The sequence below is a fragment of the Solimonas sp. K1W22B-7 genome (genome assembly GCF_003428335.1).
Lineage (GTDB): Bacteria > Pseudomonadota > Gammaproteobacteria > Nevskiales > Nevskiaceae > Solimonas_A.
Genome location: NZ_CP031704.1, coordinates 942,048 through 958,033, shown reverse-complemented (window position 1 = coordinate 958,033; position 15,986 = coordinate 942,048). Strand labels below are relative to the sequence as shown.

The following is a 15,986-nucleotide window of genomic DNA, read 5'->3' as shown; positions in this document are numbered from 1 at the left end:
GTGCGTCGCAGTAACCCGGCGCTCCCGGGCCGACTACCGGAGAAGGACCATTACCGCCGCCGCCATGCTGTCCAAGCGCTCCTCGCCGTTCTACACCGAGGACCACGATACCTTCCGCCAGCAGGCGCGCCGCTTCGTCGAGAAGGAGATCGTGCCGCACATCGACGCCTGGGAGGCCGCGGGCGAACTGCCGCGCGAGCTGCATCGCAAGGCGGCCGACGCCGGCGTGCTGCAGGTCTGCTTTCCCGAGGACTGCGGCGGCATCGACGTCGATCCCTTCTACGGCATCGTGCTGACCGAGGAACTGGCCCGTGCCGGCAGCGGCGGCCTGATCGCCAGCCTGATGACGCATGGCATCGCCACGCCGCCGGTCTGCAAGGTCGGCACGAAAGAACAAAAGGCACGCTTCGCCGCCCCGGTGCTGGCCGGCGAGAAGATCGCGGCGCTGGCGATCACCGAGCCCGGCGGCGGCTCCGACGTGGCCAACCTGAAGACCACGGCACGGCGTGACGGCGACCATTACGTGGTCAACGGCTCCAAGACCTTCATCACCTCCGGCATGCGCGCGGATTTCCTCACCGTGGCGGTGCGTACCGGCGAGCCGGGCCTCAACGGCATCTCGCTGCTGGTAGTGGAGGCCGGCACGCCGGGCTTCACGCGCAGCAAGCTGGAGAAGATGGGCTGGTGGTGCTCGGACACCGCGACGCTGTACTTCGACGACTGCCGCGTACCGGTGGCCAATCGCATCGGGCCCGAGAACGCCGGCTTCATGGCGATCATGATGAACTTCAACAGCGAGCGCATCGGCCTGATCGCCAACGTCCTGGGCTTTGCGCAGGTCTGCTACGACGAGGCCCTGGCCTACGCCCGCGAGCGCCAGACCTTCGGCAAGCCGCTGATCCGCAACCAGGTGATCCGCCACAAGCTGGTGGACATGCGCACCCGCATCGAAGCGATCCGCGCGCAGCTGGATGTGCTGACCTGGCGCATCACGCAGAACCAGATGCCGGTGGCCGAGCTGTGCATGCTCAAGGCCTTCTCGACCACCTCGCTCGAAACCATCGCCAGCGAGGCGATGCAGATCTTCGGCGGCGCCGGCTACCTGCGCGGCGCCAAGGTGGAGCGCATCTACCGCGAGACCAAGGTGCTGACCATTGGCGGTGGCTCGCTGGAAATCATGAAGGACCTGGCCGCGCGCCAGATGGGGTACTGAAGATGAGCGTCGTCGCCGACCAGAATCTTCCGCTGCAGCGCATCTGGCACTGGGAGAAGGAACGCGCCAGCAAGGTGTTCCTGACCCAGCCTATCGACGGCGTCGCCAAGGACTACACCTGGGCGCAGGCGGTGGACGAAGCACGGCGCGTGGCGGCCTGGCTGCAGGCGCAGGGCCTCCCGCCCGGATCGAATGTCGCGCTGATGTCGAAGAACTGCGCGCACTGGATCATGGCAGACATGGCGATCATGATGGCCGGCTACGTCTCCGTGCCGCTGTATCCGACGCTGACCGCGCACTCGGTGCGCCAGATCATGGAGCACAGCGAGGCGCGCGCGATCTTCGCCGGCAGGCTGGATGCCTGGGACGAGATGCTCAAGGGTGTGCCCGAAGGCGTGCTGCGCATCTCCTTCCCGTACTCGCCGCCCAACGCCTACGCGACCTGGGACGACATCGTCGCCAGGACCGAGCCACTGGAAGGCAATCCCGTACGCCCGCCCGGCGAGCTGGCGACGATCATGTACACCTCCGGTACCACCGGCATGCCCAAGGGTGTGATGCACAGCTTCGCCACGCTGGGCTGGATGGGCGATTTCGCCGCGCGCTCGCCGTCGGTAGGCGCAAGCTCGGAAGATCGTGGGCTGTCCTACCTGCCGCTCTCGCACGCTGCGGAGCGCTCGACCCTGGAGGTGGGGGCGTTCCGCACCGGCTCGCGGCTGTACTTCACCGAGTCGCTGGAAACCTTCCTGGCCGACCTGCGGCGCGCGCGCCCCACCATGTTCATCTCGGTGCCACGGCTGTGGGTCAAGTTCCAGCAGGGCGTCAGCGGCAGGCTGCCGGAGGAAAAGCTCCAGCGCCTGCTGCGCGTCCCGCTGCTGCGTGGCCTGATCCGCAGCAAGATCCTGAAGCAACTGGGCCTGGATTCGGTGCGCATGGCCGGCAGCGGCGCGGCGCCGCTGCCCGAAGCGACGATGAACTGGTACCGCGGCCTCGGCCTGGAACTGCTCGAAGGCTACGGCATGACCGAGTTCTTCGGCCTGACGCACATGTGCCAGAAGGGTTCGGTGCGCGTCGGCTACGTCGGCCAGCCCATCGACGGGGTCAAGCACAAGCTGTCCGAAGTCGGCGAAATCCTGTGCAAGAGCCCCTGCAACACACTGGGCTACTACAAGGAGCCGGAAAAGACCCGCGAGCTGTTCACCGAGGACGGCTACATCCGCACCGGTGACAAGGGCTCCATCGACGAGCTGGGCCGGCTGAAGATCACGGGCCGCGTGAAGGAACTGTTCAAGACCGCCAAGGGCAAGTTCGTCGCGCCCGCGCCGATCGAGAACAAGCTCGCGGGCCATCCGGACGTGGAAGCCTGCTGCGTCACCGGTGGCGCCTACCAGGGCCAGCCCTGCGCGGTGCTGATGCTGTCACCGGAGGCGATGAAGCGCGCCTCCGACCCCGCGGCCCGCGAGGCCATGGGCCGCACGATTGCGGCGCACGTGGACACGGTCAACGCCGAACTCGACGACCACGAGCAACTCGACTTCGTCACCGTCGTCGCCGAGCAGTGGAACATCGACAACGGCTTTCTCACTCCGACGCTCAAGATCAAGCGCAACATCATCGACGACACCTACGGCCCGAAGCTGGAAGGCTGGTATGCGCAGCGCAAGCCGGTAATCTGGCAATAGGACGAGGGGGAGAGAAAAACATGTCGAATCGTCATGCGGCAAGGGGCGCCGTCCTCGCACTCGCCGGCCTGTGGCTGGCGGCCTGCAACAGCTCGGACGAGGTATCGGGAGCGTCGTCCGGCGTGGTGCCCACGCCGCCGCGCAATCTCGATCGCGGCTGCGACCTGGCCAGCTACCCTTCCGCGCAGTGGCTGGCCTGCGAGGCCGGCAACTTCGCCAGGCTGGGCGAGGCGCCGCTGGAGCAGGCCACCAACCTGGCCTTCACCGCGCGCCTGCTGGCCCAGGCGGCCGCCAGCACGCAGGCCCTGCTGGCGCGCAACCTCGCCGATCCGAGCTGGCTGCTGACCAGCACCGTGCTGCCCTATTGCGCGACGCAGGCCCTGGTCTGCGCCGGCGATCCCTATCGCTGGCCGCAGGCCGAGGGGCCCGACGGCCGCGCGTTCTACGAGAACGAGGCGGTCGTGACGCCGGTGGTGTTCTACGACCGGGACTGCGCGCGCCTGAGCGGCAGGGCCTGGCGTCCGAAGACCCTTGCGCCGGGCCAGCGGCTACCGGCCGTGGTGATCGACAACGGTTCGATCGGCGCACCGGAATCCTCCTACTGGTGGGCGGCACAGGCACTGGTGCGCGCCGGCTACCAGGTGCTGAGCTATGACCCGCGCGGCCAGGGACGCTCCGATTTCATCACGCCGGCCGGCGGCCTGGGCACCAACGCCAACCCCGAGGTGTTCTGGCTCAACCTGGTGGACGCGGTCGACTTCCTCGAATCCACGCCGGCGACGCCGTATCCGCACAACCTCGACTGCGCCGGCAGCTACCCTACCGAGGTCGCGCCCTACAACCCCGAGCACGCGACGCTCGACCGCGAGCGCATCGGCATCGCTGGCCATTCGCTCGGCGCGATCGGCGTGTCGGTGGTGCAGGGCTATGGCGCGCCGGGTGCGGACCCCTGGCCCGGCCGGCTCGACAGCCGCAACCCGGTCAAGGCCGCGGTTGCCTGGGACAGCCTGATCACGCCCGATGGCCACGGCCTGGCACCCTGCGACAACGCACCGCTGTCGAACGAGCTCTGCAGGCTGCTCGTACAGATCGTCGGCGCGGGCGGCAAGCTGCCGGACTTCGCCCCGCGCGTTCCCTCGCTGAGCTTCAGCGCCGACTACGGCCTGGCCACGATGGTGCCGTACCTGCTGCCGCCCGATCCGGAGAACCACAAGCAGGCCTTCCAGCTCTGGCAGGAAACCGGTGTGCCGGTCTACAGCCTCGGCTTCCAGGGCACCACGCACCTGGACTTCTCGCCGATCGCCGACGCGCCCGCCACCTCCTGGTGCCCGGACACCTCCAGCGGTGCCTGCCGCGGCGGCTACGGCCTGCCGGCGATCACCTACTACACCGTCGCCTGGCTCGACCGCTGGCTGAAGAAGCCCGGCGAGCCCGGCTACGCCGATGCCGACCAGCGGCTGGTGGACGATGCCGGCGAGCATGGCGCGGTCAAGATGAGTTTCCACTACCGCTCGGCGCGCGACTACCCCGACCGCTCCGGCAAGCGCCAGCATTGCGAAGACATCCGCGCCGGCTGCGAATGAATCCCCCTCCGTCGAAGAGAAACTTCATGAGCCTCACCACTTCCCTGACCCTGGCCCGCGAGCAGATCCCGACGCTGGTCACCTCCTTCGGCGTGGCGCTGCGCTCCATGAGCCCGCTGACGCGCCCGCGCCGCGTACCCGAGACGCCGCAGCCGATCGTCACGCGCTTCGCCGCGCCTTCGGATCGGCTGGTGGATGCCTATGCCGCCTGGGCCGGCGCACCGCCGGAACGCTACCGCGATGTGCTGCCGCCGCATTTCTGCAGCCACTGGGCTTTCGCGATGCTGGCGCGCGTCGGCGGGCAGGCGCCCTACGACGTCACCTCCATCCTCAACCAGGGCCTGCGCCTGCAGCTGAAGGCGGCGCTGCCGCGCGGCGCGGCCCTTCAGCTGCGGGGCCAGCTGCAGGACGTATCGGAAGACGCCCAGCGCGTGCGCATCCACAGCCGCGTCATTGCCGGCTGGGCCCAGCAGCCCGAGGCGGTGATCGTGGACAGCTATGCCGCGATTCCGAAGCGTGCTGCGGCCAAGGCGAAGGCGGCAGCCCGAGAGGAGCCGGCGTTCGAGACCGTGGGCCACTGGTCTGTCGCGGCCGACGACGGCCTCAACTTCGCCCTGGTCACCGGCGACTTCAATCCGATCCACACCTTCTGGCCGCTGGCGCGGCGCACGAAGTTCCGCGGCTGCATCCTGCACGGCTTCGGCAGCGTGGCACGCACCTGGGAGGTGCTGGCCGATGCCGGCCATGACATCGCCGATATCGACCTGCGCTTCGTCAAGCCGCTGCCGCTGCCGAATGAAGGCCTGCAGGTACAGGTCGCCGCGCCCGATGCGGAAGGACGCCGCGCCTTCCGCCTGCTCGCCCGCGACGGCTCGGTGCATCTGGCCGGCAGCTTCCTGCTGCGCTGATCGCCGTGGACGAAACGCCGCTTCCGATCGAGCTCAGCGCCAGCACCCGCGCGCGCATCCGGCAGATGCGCCTGGTGCTCAAGCCATTGCTGCACAGCCTGGCGCTGGCGCCGGCCGCGGCCTACCCGCTGTACCAGACCGTGTTTCCGCGAACCCCGCGCTCCAGCTTCGGCGGCCTGCCGCTGAGCTATGCCGGCTGGGGTGGCGTGCCGGGCGCCTCGCTCGGCGATATCGGCGACAGCGGGCGTGACCTGGTGCTGTACCTGCACGGCGGCGGCTTCTTCCTGCCGGTCATCCCCTTGCTGCACCTGGGTTTCCACGCGCGCCTCTGCCGCGACCTCGGCGCCGTCGGCTTCATGCCGGACTACCGCTTGACGCCGCAGCACCGCTATCCGGCAGCGCTCGACGATTGCGAATCGGCCTACCGGCGGGCACTGGCCGCGGGCTTCGCGGCGCGACGCATCGTGCTGGTCGGCGAATCCGCCGGCGGCCAGCTGGTACTGGCCCTGCTGCACCGCCTGCGCCGCCTGGGCCTGCCGCTGCCGGCCGCCAGCGTCATCATCTCGCCGGTCACCGACCTGACCGGGCTCAATGCCCTGCCCTCTCGCCGCCGCAACCAGCAGGCCGACCCGATGGTGCCGCACAGCGCCCTGCGCGCGGCCATCGACTTCTACTCCGGCGACGCCGACCGCTCGCACCCGGAGCTGTCGCCGCTGTACGCCAACTTCGCCGGCTTCCCGCCGCTGTACTTCCTGGCAGCCGATACCGAGATCATGCTCGACGACGCCGTCTGGGCCGCGCGGCGCGCGCGCGCGGCCGGCGTGGCGACGCGGCTGGACATCTGGCCGCAGCTGCCGCATGCCTTCCCGCTGCTGGCGCGCTGGTTTCCCGAAGCACGCCAGGCACGACAGGACATTGCCGGCTTCCTGCGGCAGCAACTGCAGGCACCGCCACCGCAGAAAAAAACACGCCGCCGGCGCAAGCTGGCGATCTGGCATCCCTGAATCACGACACCAGGACCCCGCGATGAAGCAGAATCAGGACCCGCACGACCGCCTCCCCGTCATCCTGCGCGGCGCGCGCACGCCCTTCATGGAAACCGCCGGCGCCTATGCGCGGCTCATGAGCTACGAGCTGGGCGCCAAGGCCATCGCCGGCCTGGTCGAGAAGACCGGCATCGACGCCGCGCGCGTCGACGTGGTGGCGATGGGCACGGTGGTGCACGAGGTGGAGACCACCAACGTCGCACGCGAATCCATGCTCCATGCCGGCCTGCCGAGCACCATCCCGGCCTTCACGCTGTCGATGGCCGGCCTGTCGCCGAACATCGCCGTGGGTACCGTCTGCGACATGATCGCCATGGGCCGCGCCGAACTGGCCATTGCCGGCGGCACCGAGACCTTCTCCGATCCGCCGGTGCGTGCGCGCCAGCCACTGCGCCGCGGCCTGATGAGGCTGAACCAGGATGGGTCGGCAAGGAACGCCCTGCGGGTGCTGGGCACGCTGCGCCCGCGCGACCTGCTGCCGGAGATGCCCTCGGCCACCGACTTCACCACCAGGCAGACCATGGGCGCCTGCACCGAGGCGATGGTGAAGAAGTTCGGCGTGAACCGTCAGGACAGCGATCGTTTCGCCGCGCGCAGCCACGCGCTGGCGGTGCAGGCTTGGGAGCAGGGCCGCTACGCCGAGGACATCGTGCCGGTGAGCGTCGCCGGTCGCGACGCGCCGGTGACGCGCGACGATTCCATGCGCGTCGATGCCAGCGCCGAGACGCTGGCGCGGCTCAAGCCGGTATTTGATCGCAAGGCCGGCATCGTCACCGCCGGCAATGCCTCGCGCCTGACCGACGGTGCCGGAGCGATGCTGCTGGGCAGCCTCGGCGCCGCGCGGCGTCTCAAGCTGGAGCCGCAGGCGGTGGTGCGCGACTACGTGCTGGCCGGCGTGGACGATCTCTTCAGCGAGATGCTGCTGGGCCCGGCGATGGCGATCCCCAAGCTGCTGCAGCGCAACGGCCTGGACCTGGGCGACGTCGATGTCTGGGAACTGCACGAGGCCTTCGCCGCGCAGATCCTGGCCAACCAGGCCTGCCTGGCCTCCGCCGGCTTTGCACAGGAGCGCCACGGACAGTCGCGGGCCTTCGGCGCGATCCCCGAGGACAAGCTCAATACCTGGGGTGGCTCGCTGGCGCTGGGCAATCCCTTCGCCGCCACCGGCGTGCGCCTGCTGACGACCGCGGCACGGCGCCTGCAGCAGGAGAAGAAGCGCTACGCCATCGTCTCCAGCTGCGCCGGCGGCGGCCTCGGCGCGGCGATCCTGCTGGAGAACGCCGACCGGCTCTGAACCCTCATCTCGGAAAAAATTTCAGCCGCGGACTACGCGGATGAACGCGGATCAAACAGCTTTTTGCTGTATCCGCGTCTATCCGCGTAATCCGCGGCAAAAATGGCTTCGGGAATTCACCAGAGCTTGAGCCAGCCGATCAGCAGCTTGATCTGCTGCCGCACCTTGTCGGTATAGGGCGGGAACAGCATGCGCGCCAGCATGAAGCGCGTCTTCACGATGGCCTTCTCGTGCGAGAAGCCGCGGAAGCCCCAGAAGCCATGCGTGTTGCCGATGCCGCTGTTGTTGACGCCGCCGAACGGCAGGTTGCCGTGGGTGAACTGCGCGACGACGTGGTTGATGCAGGCACCGCCCGAGCTGGTGTCCTGCAGCACGCGGTCGATGTTGCGCTGCTGCTTGCTGAAGATGTACAGCGCCAGCGGTTTGGGACCGGCGTTGACGCGGCGGATCACTTCGTCGATATCGCGGTAGGGCAGGATCGGGCACAGCGGCCCGAAAATCTCCTCCTGCATGATGCTGGCATCCTCCGGCAGCCGGTCGAGCAGCGTCGGCGCCACGAACTGCTGGTCCTCGGAGACGAAATCGCCGCAGAGCACCCGCGCACCGCGCGACTTGGCGTCCTCCAGCAGGGCGGCGACACGCTTGGTATGCCGCGTGTTGACGATGTGGGCCAGGTCCGGCGAGTTCATCTGCGCCTGCGGGTTGTCGCCGTAGCGCTGGCGGATCACGGCGATGGACTTCCCGACGAAGGCCTCGCGCACCGACTCGTGTACGTAGACATGGTCCGGCGCGATGCAGGTCTGGCCGCTGTTGAGCAGCTTGCCCCACATGATCGTCTCCGCGGCCGCGTCGAGGTCGGCGCTTTCGTCGACGATCGTCGGGCTCTTGCCGCCCAGCTCCAGCGTGACGCTGGTCAGGTGCTTGGCGGCCGCCGCCATCACCACCTTGCCGATCGCCGGGCTGCCGGTGAAGAAGATGTGGTCGAAGGGCAGCTTCAGCAACTCGGTGGACACCGTGGCGTCGCCCTCGAAGGTCGCGACCTCCTCTTCCGGGAAGACCTCGCGCAGGATCTTCGCCAGGCAGGCCGAGAAGTTCGGGGTCAGTTCCGAGGGCTTCACCATCGCCGTATTGCCGCCGCCGAGGCAGGCGACCAGCGGGCCGAAGGTCAGCACCAGGGGATAGTTCCAGGGCGAGATGATCAGGCAGCGGCCGCGCGGCTCGTACTGCACCCAGCCCTTCAGGCCCAGGGTCATGCGCGTGGGCCAGACGCGGTGCGGCTTCATCCAGGCCTTGAGGCTGTGGAGGTACTCGGAGGCGTCGGCCAGCACCGAGAGGATTTCCAGGTCCACCTCGGAGGCGGGCTTGCGGAAGTCCTTCATGCCGGCTTCCTGCAGGGCCGGCTGGTGCGCGAGCATGGCGTCGCGCAAGGCCTTGATGCGGGCGATGCGTTCCTGCGCGGTGGAGCGGCGCCAGCGCTGCGCGGTCTCCTGCTGCCGCTCGAACACGCGCAGCATCTGCAGGCGCGCGGCTTCGGGGGAACCCTCGGGGTAGATCGACTGGACCTTTTCCTGCATGGCACATCCTCCTGGACGCGGCACCAGGACGCAGGTTAGCGCCTCTGCGGGCGAAGGAGAATATGCGATCGGGACAAGAGCCGGACCCGGTCCGGTCAGGACCGCAGGCGGTCGCCGTAGTTGACCAGCAGCACCCCCGCCAGCACCAGCAGGACCCCCAGCAGGCGCGGCATGGTGATGGCGCGCTCCGCCAGGCCCAGGAACCCCTGGCGGTCGAGCAGCAGCGAGGCGCAGAGCTGGCCGGCGACGATCAGCGCGCCCATGCCGGCGAGGCCGATGCGCGGTGCCAGCAGGATGCTGCCGGCGACGATCGCCGCACCGAGGACGCCACCGGTGAGCTGCCACCAATGCAGCTGCGGCAGCGCCTGCAGGCCACCGCGCTCGCCGCTGCCCAGCGCCAGCAGCGCCATGGTCAGCGCGCCGACGGCGAAGGAGATCATCGTGGCCAGCATGACGCTGCCGCCGAGCTGCGTGCGCAGGTCGCTGTTGATCGCGGTCTGGATCGGCAGCAGCACCCCGACCGCGAACGCCAAAGCGTAGTAGAGGTGCATCGCCGATCTCCCGGCAGGGCTTACAGCCGCAGTTCCCCGCTGCTGATGCGCTGGAACAGCTCCAGGGTCAGCGGCTCGTAGCCGCGGCTGCGGTCGCAGAGCACGTACAGCGGCTCGCCGGACTGCGCCGGATCGAAGCCCTGCTTCTTCAGGTCCACCTTGCGGAACTTGAAGGTGCCGGTGACCTCCTGCTCCTCGCGCAGGCGCAGGAACAGCGGCACGGCATAGGCCGGCAGCGTACCGCAGAGATGCCTGGCCAGGCCCTGTCCGTCGATGCGGCCGCCCTTCCAGGTCAGCGCCGCCATGCCGGCGCGGCCGTCGCAGCCGGCCAGCTGCACGCCGTAGACCACCGCCTGCTCCACCGCGGGGTGGCGGTTGAGCGCGCCTTCCACCTCGGTGGTGGCGACGTTCTCGCCCTTCCAGCGGAAGGTGTCGCCAACGCGGTCGACGAAGGCGATGTGCTTGTAGCCCTGGTCGCGCACCAGGTCGCCGGTGTTGAACCAGCAGTCGCCCTTCTTGAAGACATTGCGGAACAGCTTGGCCTCGCTGGCCTTGGGATCGGTGTAGCCCTCGAAGGGCCGGCGATCGGTGACCTCGCTGATCAGCAGGCCGATGCCGCCGGAGGCCACCTTCTTCATGTAGCCCTTGGCGTCGCGCTGCGGCTGTTCGCTGTCGGCGTCGAACTCGACGATGGCGAAGGTCATCGGGCAGAAGCCGGCGGTCTTGGTCAGCCCGAAGCCGTTGATGAAGGCGAGATTGCCCTCGCTGGCGCCATAGAACTCGCAGATGCGGTCGATGCCGAAGCGGCTCTGGAACTCGTCCCAGATCTCGGGACGCAGGCCGTTGCCGATCGCCACGCGCACGCGATGGTTGCGGTCGTTGCTGGTGGCCGGGCGGTTGAGCAGGTAGCGGCACAGCTCGCCGATGTAGCAGAAGGCCGTGGCGCGGTAGCTGCGGATCTCGTCCCAGAAACGCGAGGCGCTGAACTTGCGGCTCAGCGCCAGCGTGGCACCGGACCCCAGCGCCGCGCCCCAGCTCACCGTCAGCGCGTTGTTGTGATACAGCGGCAGGCAGCAATAGAAGATGTCTTCCGGCTTCAGGCGCAGCGAGCCCTGGCCGACGCCGGCCATGCCGCTGAGCCAGCGGTAGTGCGACATCACCGAGGCCTTGGGCAGGCCGGTGGTGCCGGAGGTGAAGATGTAGAAGGCCGGCGTCTTCTGCACGATGTTCGCCGTCTCCGGCGGGTTGTCCTCCGGCATGTCGCGCACCAGCGGCCGCATCGCGGTATAGCCCTTCGGCGCCTTGCCCTCGCCCTCCCAGAGGTACAGCCGCTCGGTATCGCGGCCGGGCACGCAGGCGGTGCTCTCCAGCGCTTCCACGCATTCCTCGCCGACGACGATCACCTTGGCCTTGGCCAGGCGGATGCTGTGCTCCAGCACCTCACCGCGCTGGTTGTGGTTGAGCATGCCGGCGATGGCGCCGAGCTTGACGATGCCGGCAACGCAGGCCAGCACCTCGGGGCGGTTCTCCATCAGCACCGCCACCGCGTCGCCGGAGCCTACGCCCTTGCTGCGCAGCAGCGCCGCCACCTGGTTGGCCCAGGCATTGAACTCGGCATAGGTCCAGCGCTGGTCCTCGAAGGCCAGCGCGACGCGCTCGCCGTGGTTGCGCGCATGCTTCTCGATGACCGCGCCGATGGAACCGCGCCAGTTGGGGCGCAGGGTCGCCAGCTGCAGCAGGCCCTTGTTGACGGTCACCAGGTCCGGCAGCGTGCCGACGATACCCCTGGCGATGTCGCGCAGGCGCACGCGGTTGTCGTGGTCGCTCATCTGATCTCCTCGTCCTGTTTCTATAGTTCTGGGTACGGCTTACTTCTTCTTGGGCGTCCAGGCCCAGATCATCTCGCACTCGATCGGCTGCTCGCCGCTCTCGTCGGTCACCGTCACCGGCACCAGCAGGTCACCCTTGGGCTCGCTGAGGATGCGCAGGCGCTGCTCGGCGGAGAGCGTGGCCACCGCGCGCAGGTCGCCCTGGGCGCGGCGCACATAGCGGATGTTCATGCTCTTGATCAGCAGCAGGTGGCTGGCCGGCACGTTCATGCCGAACACTGCCCCGGTGGCGGTCTCCGCCAGCAGCGCCATCGCCGCCGCGTGCACGCCGCCGATATGGTTCTGCACCTTCCTGCGGTTCTGCAGCACCAGCACCGAGCGCGTCTCGCTCAGTTCATCGAAGCGCACGCCGGCGGTACCGGCGAAGGGCACCTGGAAGTTGAACATGCGGGTCACCGCCTGGCGGAACAGGGGCGCCGGCAGCAGCCGGACGCGGTCGACGGCGGTACGGAGCAGGCTGGGCTTGGACATGGCTGGAAGGTCTCGCAAGGGTATCTCCCGAGCCTAGCATGCGCCCTCCCGGGCGCCCTTGCCCGCCCGCCCAAGGGGCAGCGGCGCAGCGGCGAATGCGCCGCCCGGTGCGGGCGGCTAGAAGATGCCTTGATCGTCAACCCGCAGCGGCAGGCCCGCACGCCCCAGCGCGAGCTGCAGGCCTTCCAGCGCCAGGGGGCCGAAGACGAGTTCGTCGATCCCGGTTTCCGGGATATCGTTGGCGCCGCTGCGGGTGACCTGCGTCATGGCGATGACGCGCGGCCTTGCGACCTCGCGTTCCCGCACCCGGACTTCCTTGACCACATCGAAGTAGTCCCCGGCCGGCAGGTCGGTGTCCAGCAGTACGGCCCCGTACTGCTCCAGCCGCAGCACCTCGACGGCCTCCTCGGCGCTGCAGACCCAGTCGTGGCGCAGGCCCAGCTCCCTGACCATCCTGCGGCAGGCCCGGGCCGCGTCCACGTCGTGTTCGACGATCAGCACGCGATGGGCGCGCAGCGGCGGCGGCAGACCGGCGCCCGGCACGGCCGGGGCCGCGACCGCGGGGGCGACGCCCGTGACAGGGCTGTTGCGCGGGTCCCGTGCCATCGCCCTGTCCAGCAGCACTCGCTCGATGTGCAGGATCAGCGCATCCTCGTCCACCACCGCGCGCTCCTCGGCCGGGGTCGCCAGCGGCAGCGGCATCGCCTCCTCCCCGTCGCGCGCGGTGAGCCGCAGCTGCGGCAACGAATGGCTGCTGTCGTAAAGACAGACCGCGCCCTGGAGAACGTAGCAGACGTCAGGCGGGCGGGCGCCGGCGCGATACAACACGGTTCCGGACCGGTAGCGCTCGATGTGCATCGCGGGCAGCAGGCGCGCCAGGGCCTCGGCGCCCAGCCGGTTCAGCGGATACAGGCGGTGCAGCTGCTGGCGCACCAGCGCCTCCATGTCGCCTGGCGCCAGGTCCTCCACTCCATCGCCCCAGGCCTTCATAGGACTTCCACTTCCCCGATCAGATCGGATTCCAGTTCGTCGAGCACCTCGGCGACGGCATCGAAGCGGCCGCGCCGCAGGAACGCCCCCGCGACGGCCAGCCTGCGCCCGGAGGCCTCGTCCTGCGCACGCGCGCGCAGTCCGTCGATGCGCTTGCCCAGGTCGTAATCGCGGCCCCGGGCGATGTGCTGGCGGGTGGTCATCAGCTCGGACGGGAAAGCTTCTTCGCTTCCGCTGCAGAAGGCCTCCAGTTCGCGCAGGGATCTGGCGGCCGCCTCCGTCCGCCCGCTGGCAATGCGGCGGAACACCTGCACCAGCCGTTCTTCCGGGTGCAGGCCACGCGCGCGCTGGGCCGACAGGCGCCTGAGCAGCGCGACCGTCTCCAGGTGATCCGCGTCGCTGGTGGCCGCAGGGGTCTGCTCGGGCGGGCTCGCCGGCGCCGGCTGCGCGGTGGCGGCTTCGAGCGGGGCAGGTTCCGGCAGCATCTCCGTGGCGGCGGGCTCGGCCTCGACCACCGTCGATGCTTCTGCCGAGGGCCCGGCCTCAGACACGGCCTCTGCCGGGACCACGAAGAACGCTGCGTCCGGCACGACATCCGCCGCAGGCGCTTCAAGCTGCGTCGCAATGGAGGGCGCTTCCTCCGGTTCGTCCGACGGCTCGGCGCCGGTCACCGCAGCCTGCTGCAGAGGAGGGACATCCCGTGCGAGCCCGCTGGCACGGACCGAGGCCCGCGCCTGAGCCGGCGTCGGCACCACCGCTGCGGCTACGCTGGTGCGGCGTCGGCGCAGCAGGCCCTGGACCCGCCACTGCAGCAGCATGCCGGCGACCAGGGCGAGCGCTGCGGCCAGCCAGGGCGACCCTGCTGTGGCGGATGCCTGCGGCTGCGCCTGCTGGATCGGCTGGCCTGGCGCCGTCGAACGCTGCGCCGCTGCGGCAGCCTGCGGTCCCTGCTCAAGCCGCTGACGCGAGACCTGGAAACCCTCTTCAAGGCGCAATTGCAGCGGCGGGCAGGTCGCGGCATCACAGCGCGGCGCCTGCGGCCAGGCCGGCAAGGCCGCGGCCATCAGGCAGACCGCGAGCAGCAGACTGGCCCTGCGCCGGGAACCACGGGAAGAGGGGGACGACGCTGGGCGACGCATCGGCTGTCACTGATGAATGAACGGCGGGCAATGTGGCAGAAAACACAGGGATTAACGATCCCCTGAACCGGGGAGGCGCCCAACCGCTGCCGCTGCCACGGCGCGGAACCGGCGCTATGCTGGCCGCATACAGACAAGACGATGAGCCCGTGCCCGCACCCCAGACCTACTACGCCGACAGCGGCGGCCATGACATCGCCTGGCAGGCCCTGGGCGAGGGCGCCATCGACGTCGTGCACCTGGGCGGCATCACCACCCAGATCGACCTGCTCTGGGAACTGCCGGAAGTGGAGCGCTTCTGGCGCCAGATCACCCACTTCGCCCGCCTGATCCTGTTCGATCGCCGCGGCATCGGCGCATCGTCGCCGGTGGACCCGGCCGCCCTGCCCAGCGCCGACGACTGGGCCGCGGACCTGCTGGCGGTGCTGGACGCCGCCGGCTCCGAAAAGGCCGCGATCTTCGCCGAGCGCGAGGGCTGCGCCATCGCCATCGCCTTTGCCGCGCGCTATCCCAAGCGGGTATCGGCGCTGATCCTGGGCAACGCCACGGCGCGCTACCTGCGTGCACCCGACCACCCGGTGGGCGAGCCGCCGGAGCGCGCCGAGCAGCACTGCGCGATGCTGCGCAAGCACTGGGCCACGGAGGGCCTCGCCGCCACCCTGGTGCCCGCCCGCGCCGGCGACAGCCACTTCCTGGCCAGCGTCGCGCGCCTGCAGCGCGCCGCGGGCACCCCGCGCGTGGTCGAGGCGCAGACGCGCCACTTCCTCAACATGGACCTGCGCGACCGCCTGCCTTTGATCCGCTGCCCGACGCTGATCCTGCACCGGCGCGAGTATCCCTACATGGACGCGGCCGCCCACGCGCGCTACCTCGAGGAACACATCGAGGGCAGCCGCCGCGTCGAGATCGACGGCAGCGAGTCCTTCTTCGCGATCGATCGCGGCGACGAGGTGCTGGGCGTGGTCGAGGAGTTCCTCACCGGCGGCCGCTCGCGCGTCTATGCCGATCGCGTGCTGGTGACCGTGCTGTTCCTCGACATGGTCGGCAGCACCGTGCTGGCCACCGAGCACGGCGACGCCGCCTGGCATGACCTGCTGAGCCGCTTCCATCGCATGGTGCGCAAGCAACTGCACCGTTTCCGTGGCCACGAGGTGGACAACGCCGGCGACGGCTTCTTCGCCACCTTCGACAGCCCCGGCCGCAGCCTGCTCTGCGCGCGGGCGATCCGCGAGGAAGCGCGCAGCCTCGACCTGGGCATCCGCGTCGGCGTGCACGCCGGCGAATGCGAAGTGGTGGGTCCCAGCGTGCGCGGCGTCAGCGTGCACATCGGCGCCCGCGTGATGGGCGAAGCCGACGCCGGCGAGATCATGGTGTCGAGCACGGTGCGCGCGCTGCTGGCAGGCTCGGACTTCGGCTTCCGGCGGCGCGGCGAATACCGGCTCAAGGGCGTCGAGGGGCGCTGGCGGCTGTATGCGCTGGATGATGCGGCGAGCGACGAGTAGCCAGGTGTCCCCTCGCCCGTTTACGGGAGAGGGTGCCCGAAGGGCGGGAGAGGGTTTCTGTAAAACTTCGGAACGGTGACTACGTCATGTTCCACAGAAACCCTCTCCCCTGCCCCTCTCCCGCAAGCGGGCGAGGGGTTACGG

At 69.4% G+C, this 15,986-nt stretch carries 13 protein-coding genes; 7 read left to right on the top strand and 6 right to left on the bottom strand.

The genetic code is table 11. The features are described 5' to 3' along the window. Positions 1-64: 64 nt before the first annotated feature. Genes D0B54_RS04610 through D0B54_RS04585 form a run of 6 tightly spaced genes read left to right on the top strand, consistent with a single transcriptional unit; the run spans position 65 to position 7,726 of the window. Positions 65-1,213 carry an acyl-CoA dehydrogenase family protein gene (locus D0B54_RS04610; RefSeq protein ID WP_117289630.1) on the top strand — a complete coding sequence of 383 codons (1,149 nt, stop codon included), beginning with the start codon at positions 65-67 and terminating at the stop codon, positions 1,211-1,213. Positions 1,214-1,215: 2 nt separating this feature from the next. Beyond that, a complete protein-coding gene (locus D0B54_RS04605) occupies positions 1,216-2,895 on the top strand; it encodes an AMP-binding protein (protein WP_117289628.1) in 1,680 nt (559 codons plus the stop codon). A gap of 20 nt (positions 2,896-2,915) precedes the next feature. Beyond that, a complete protein-coding gene (locus D0B54_RS04600; protein WP_117289626.1) occupies positions 2,916-4,478 on the top strand; it encodes an alpha/beta hydrolase family protein in 1,563 nt (520 codons plus the stop codon). 26 nt (positions 4,479-4,504) lie between these two features. Further along, positions 4,505-5,386: a MaoC/PaaZ C-terminal domain-containing protein gene (locus D0B54_RS04595; protein WP_162932209.1), complete on the top strand. Its 882-nt coding sequence runs from the start codon at positions 4,505-4,507 to the stop codon at positions 5,384-5,386. 5 nt (positions 5,387-5,391) lie between these two features. Beyond that, entirely contained in the window at positions 5,392-6,390 is a 999-nt protein-coding gene (locus D0B54_RS04590) for an alpha/beta hydrolase fold domain-containing protein (RefSeq protein ID WP_117289623.1), read from the top strand. 22 nt (positions 6,391-6,412) lie between these two features. Beyond that, positions 6,413-7,726 (top strand): thiolase family protein, encoded by a 1,314-nt coding sequence (locus D0B54_RS04585; protein ID WP_162932208.1) that lies wholly within the window; start codon positions 6,413-6,415, stop codon positions 7,724-7,726. Between the two features lie 116 nt (positions 7,727-7,842). Here the strand turns inward: D0B54_RS04585 and D0B54_RS04580 are convergent, their stop codons facing one another. From D0B54_RS04580 to D0B54_RS04555, 6 genes are all read right to left on the bottom strand, one after another. After that, a complete protein-coding gene (locus D0B54_RS04580) occupies positions 7,843-9,300 on the bottom strand; it encodes an aldehyde dehydrogenase family protein (RefSeq protein WP_117289619.1) in 1,458 nt (485 codons plus the stop codon). A gap of 95 nt (positions 9,301-9,395) precedes the next feature. Then, on the bottom strand, positions 9,396-9,851 hold the full coding sequence (locus tag D0B54_RS04575; RefSeq protein WP_117289617.1) for a DMT family transporter: 456 nt from the start codon (positions 9,849-9,851) through the stop codon (positions 9,396-9,398). Positions 9,852-9,871: 20 nt separating this feature from the next. Continuing rightward, positions 9,872-11,680 (bottom strand): long-chain-acyl-CoA synthetase, encoded by a 1,809-nt coding sequence (locus D0B54_RS04570; RefSeq protein ID WP_117289615.1) that lies wholly within the window; start codon positions 11,678-11,680, stop codon positions 9,872-9,874. A gap of 39 nt (positions 11,681-11,719) precedes the next feature. Beyond that, the gene (locus D0B54_RS04565; RefSeq protein WP_117289613.1) at positions 11,720-12,211 is read right to left on the bottom strand and encodes a DUF4442 domain-containing protein; all 492 of its coding nucleotides are present in this window, start codon (positions 12,209-12,211) and stop codon (positions 11,720-11,722) included. A 117-nt stretch (positions 12,212-12,328) separates the two neighbouring features. Then, positions 12,329-13,201: a response regulator gene (locus D0B54_RS04560; RefSeq protein WP_117289611.1), complete on the bottom strand. Its 873-nt coding sequence runs from the start codon at positions 13,199-13,201 to the stop codon at positions 12,329-12,331. Then, complete coding sequence (locus D0B54_RS04555; protein WP_117289609.1) at positions 13,198-14,265, bottom strand: hypothetical protein; 1,068 nt, start codon at positions 14,263-14,265, stop codon at positions 13,198-13,200. The genes D0B54_RS04560 and D0B54_RS04555 overlap by 4 nt, the downstream gene beginning before the upstream one ends. Before the next feature lie 224 nt (positions 14,266-14,489). Here D0B54_RS04555 and D0B54_RS04550 point away from each other — a divergent pair, with 224 nt between their 5' ends. Further along, the gene (locus tag D0B54_RS04550) at positions 14,490-15,842 is read left to right on the top strand and encodes an adenylate/guanylate cyclase domain-containing protein (protein WP_162932207.1); all 1,353 of its coding nucleotides are present in this window, start codon (positions 14,490-14,492) and stop codon (positions 15,840-15,842) included. Positions 15,843-15,986: the final 144 nt, after the last annotated feature.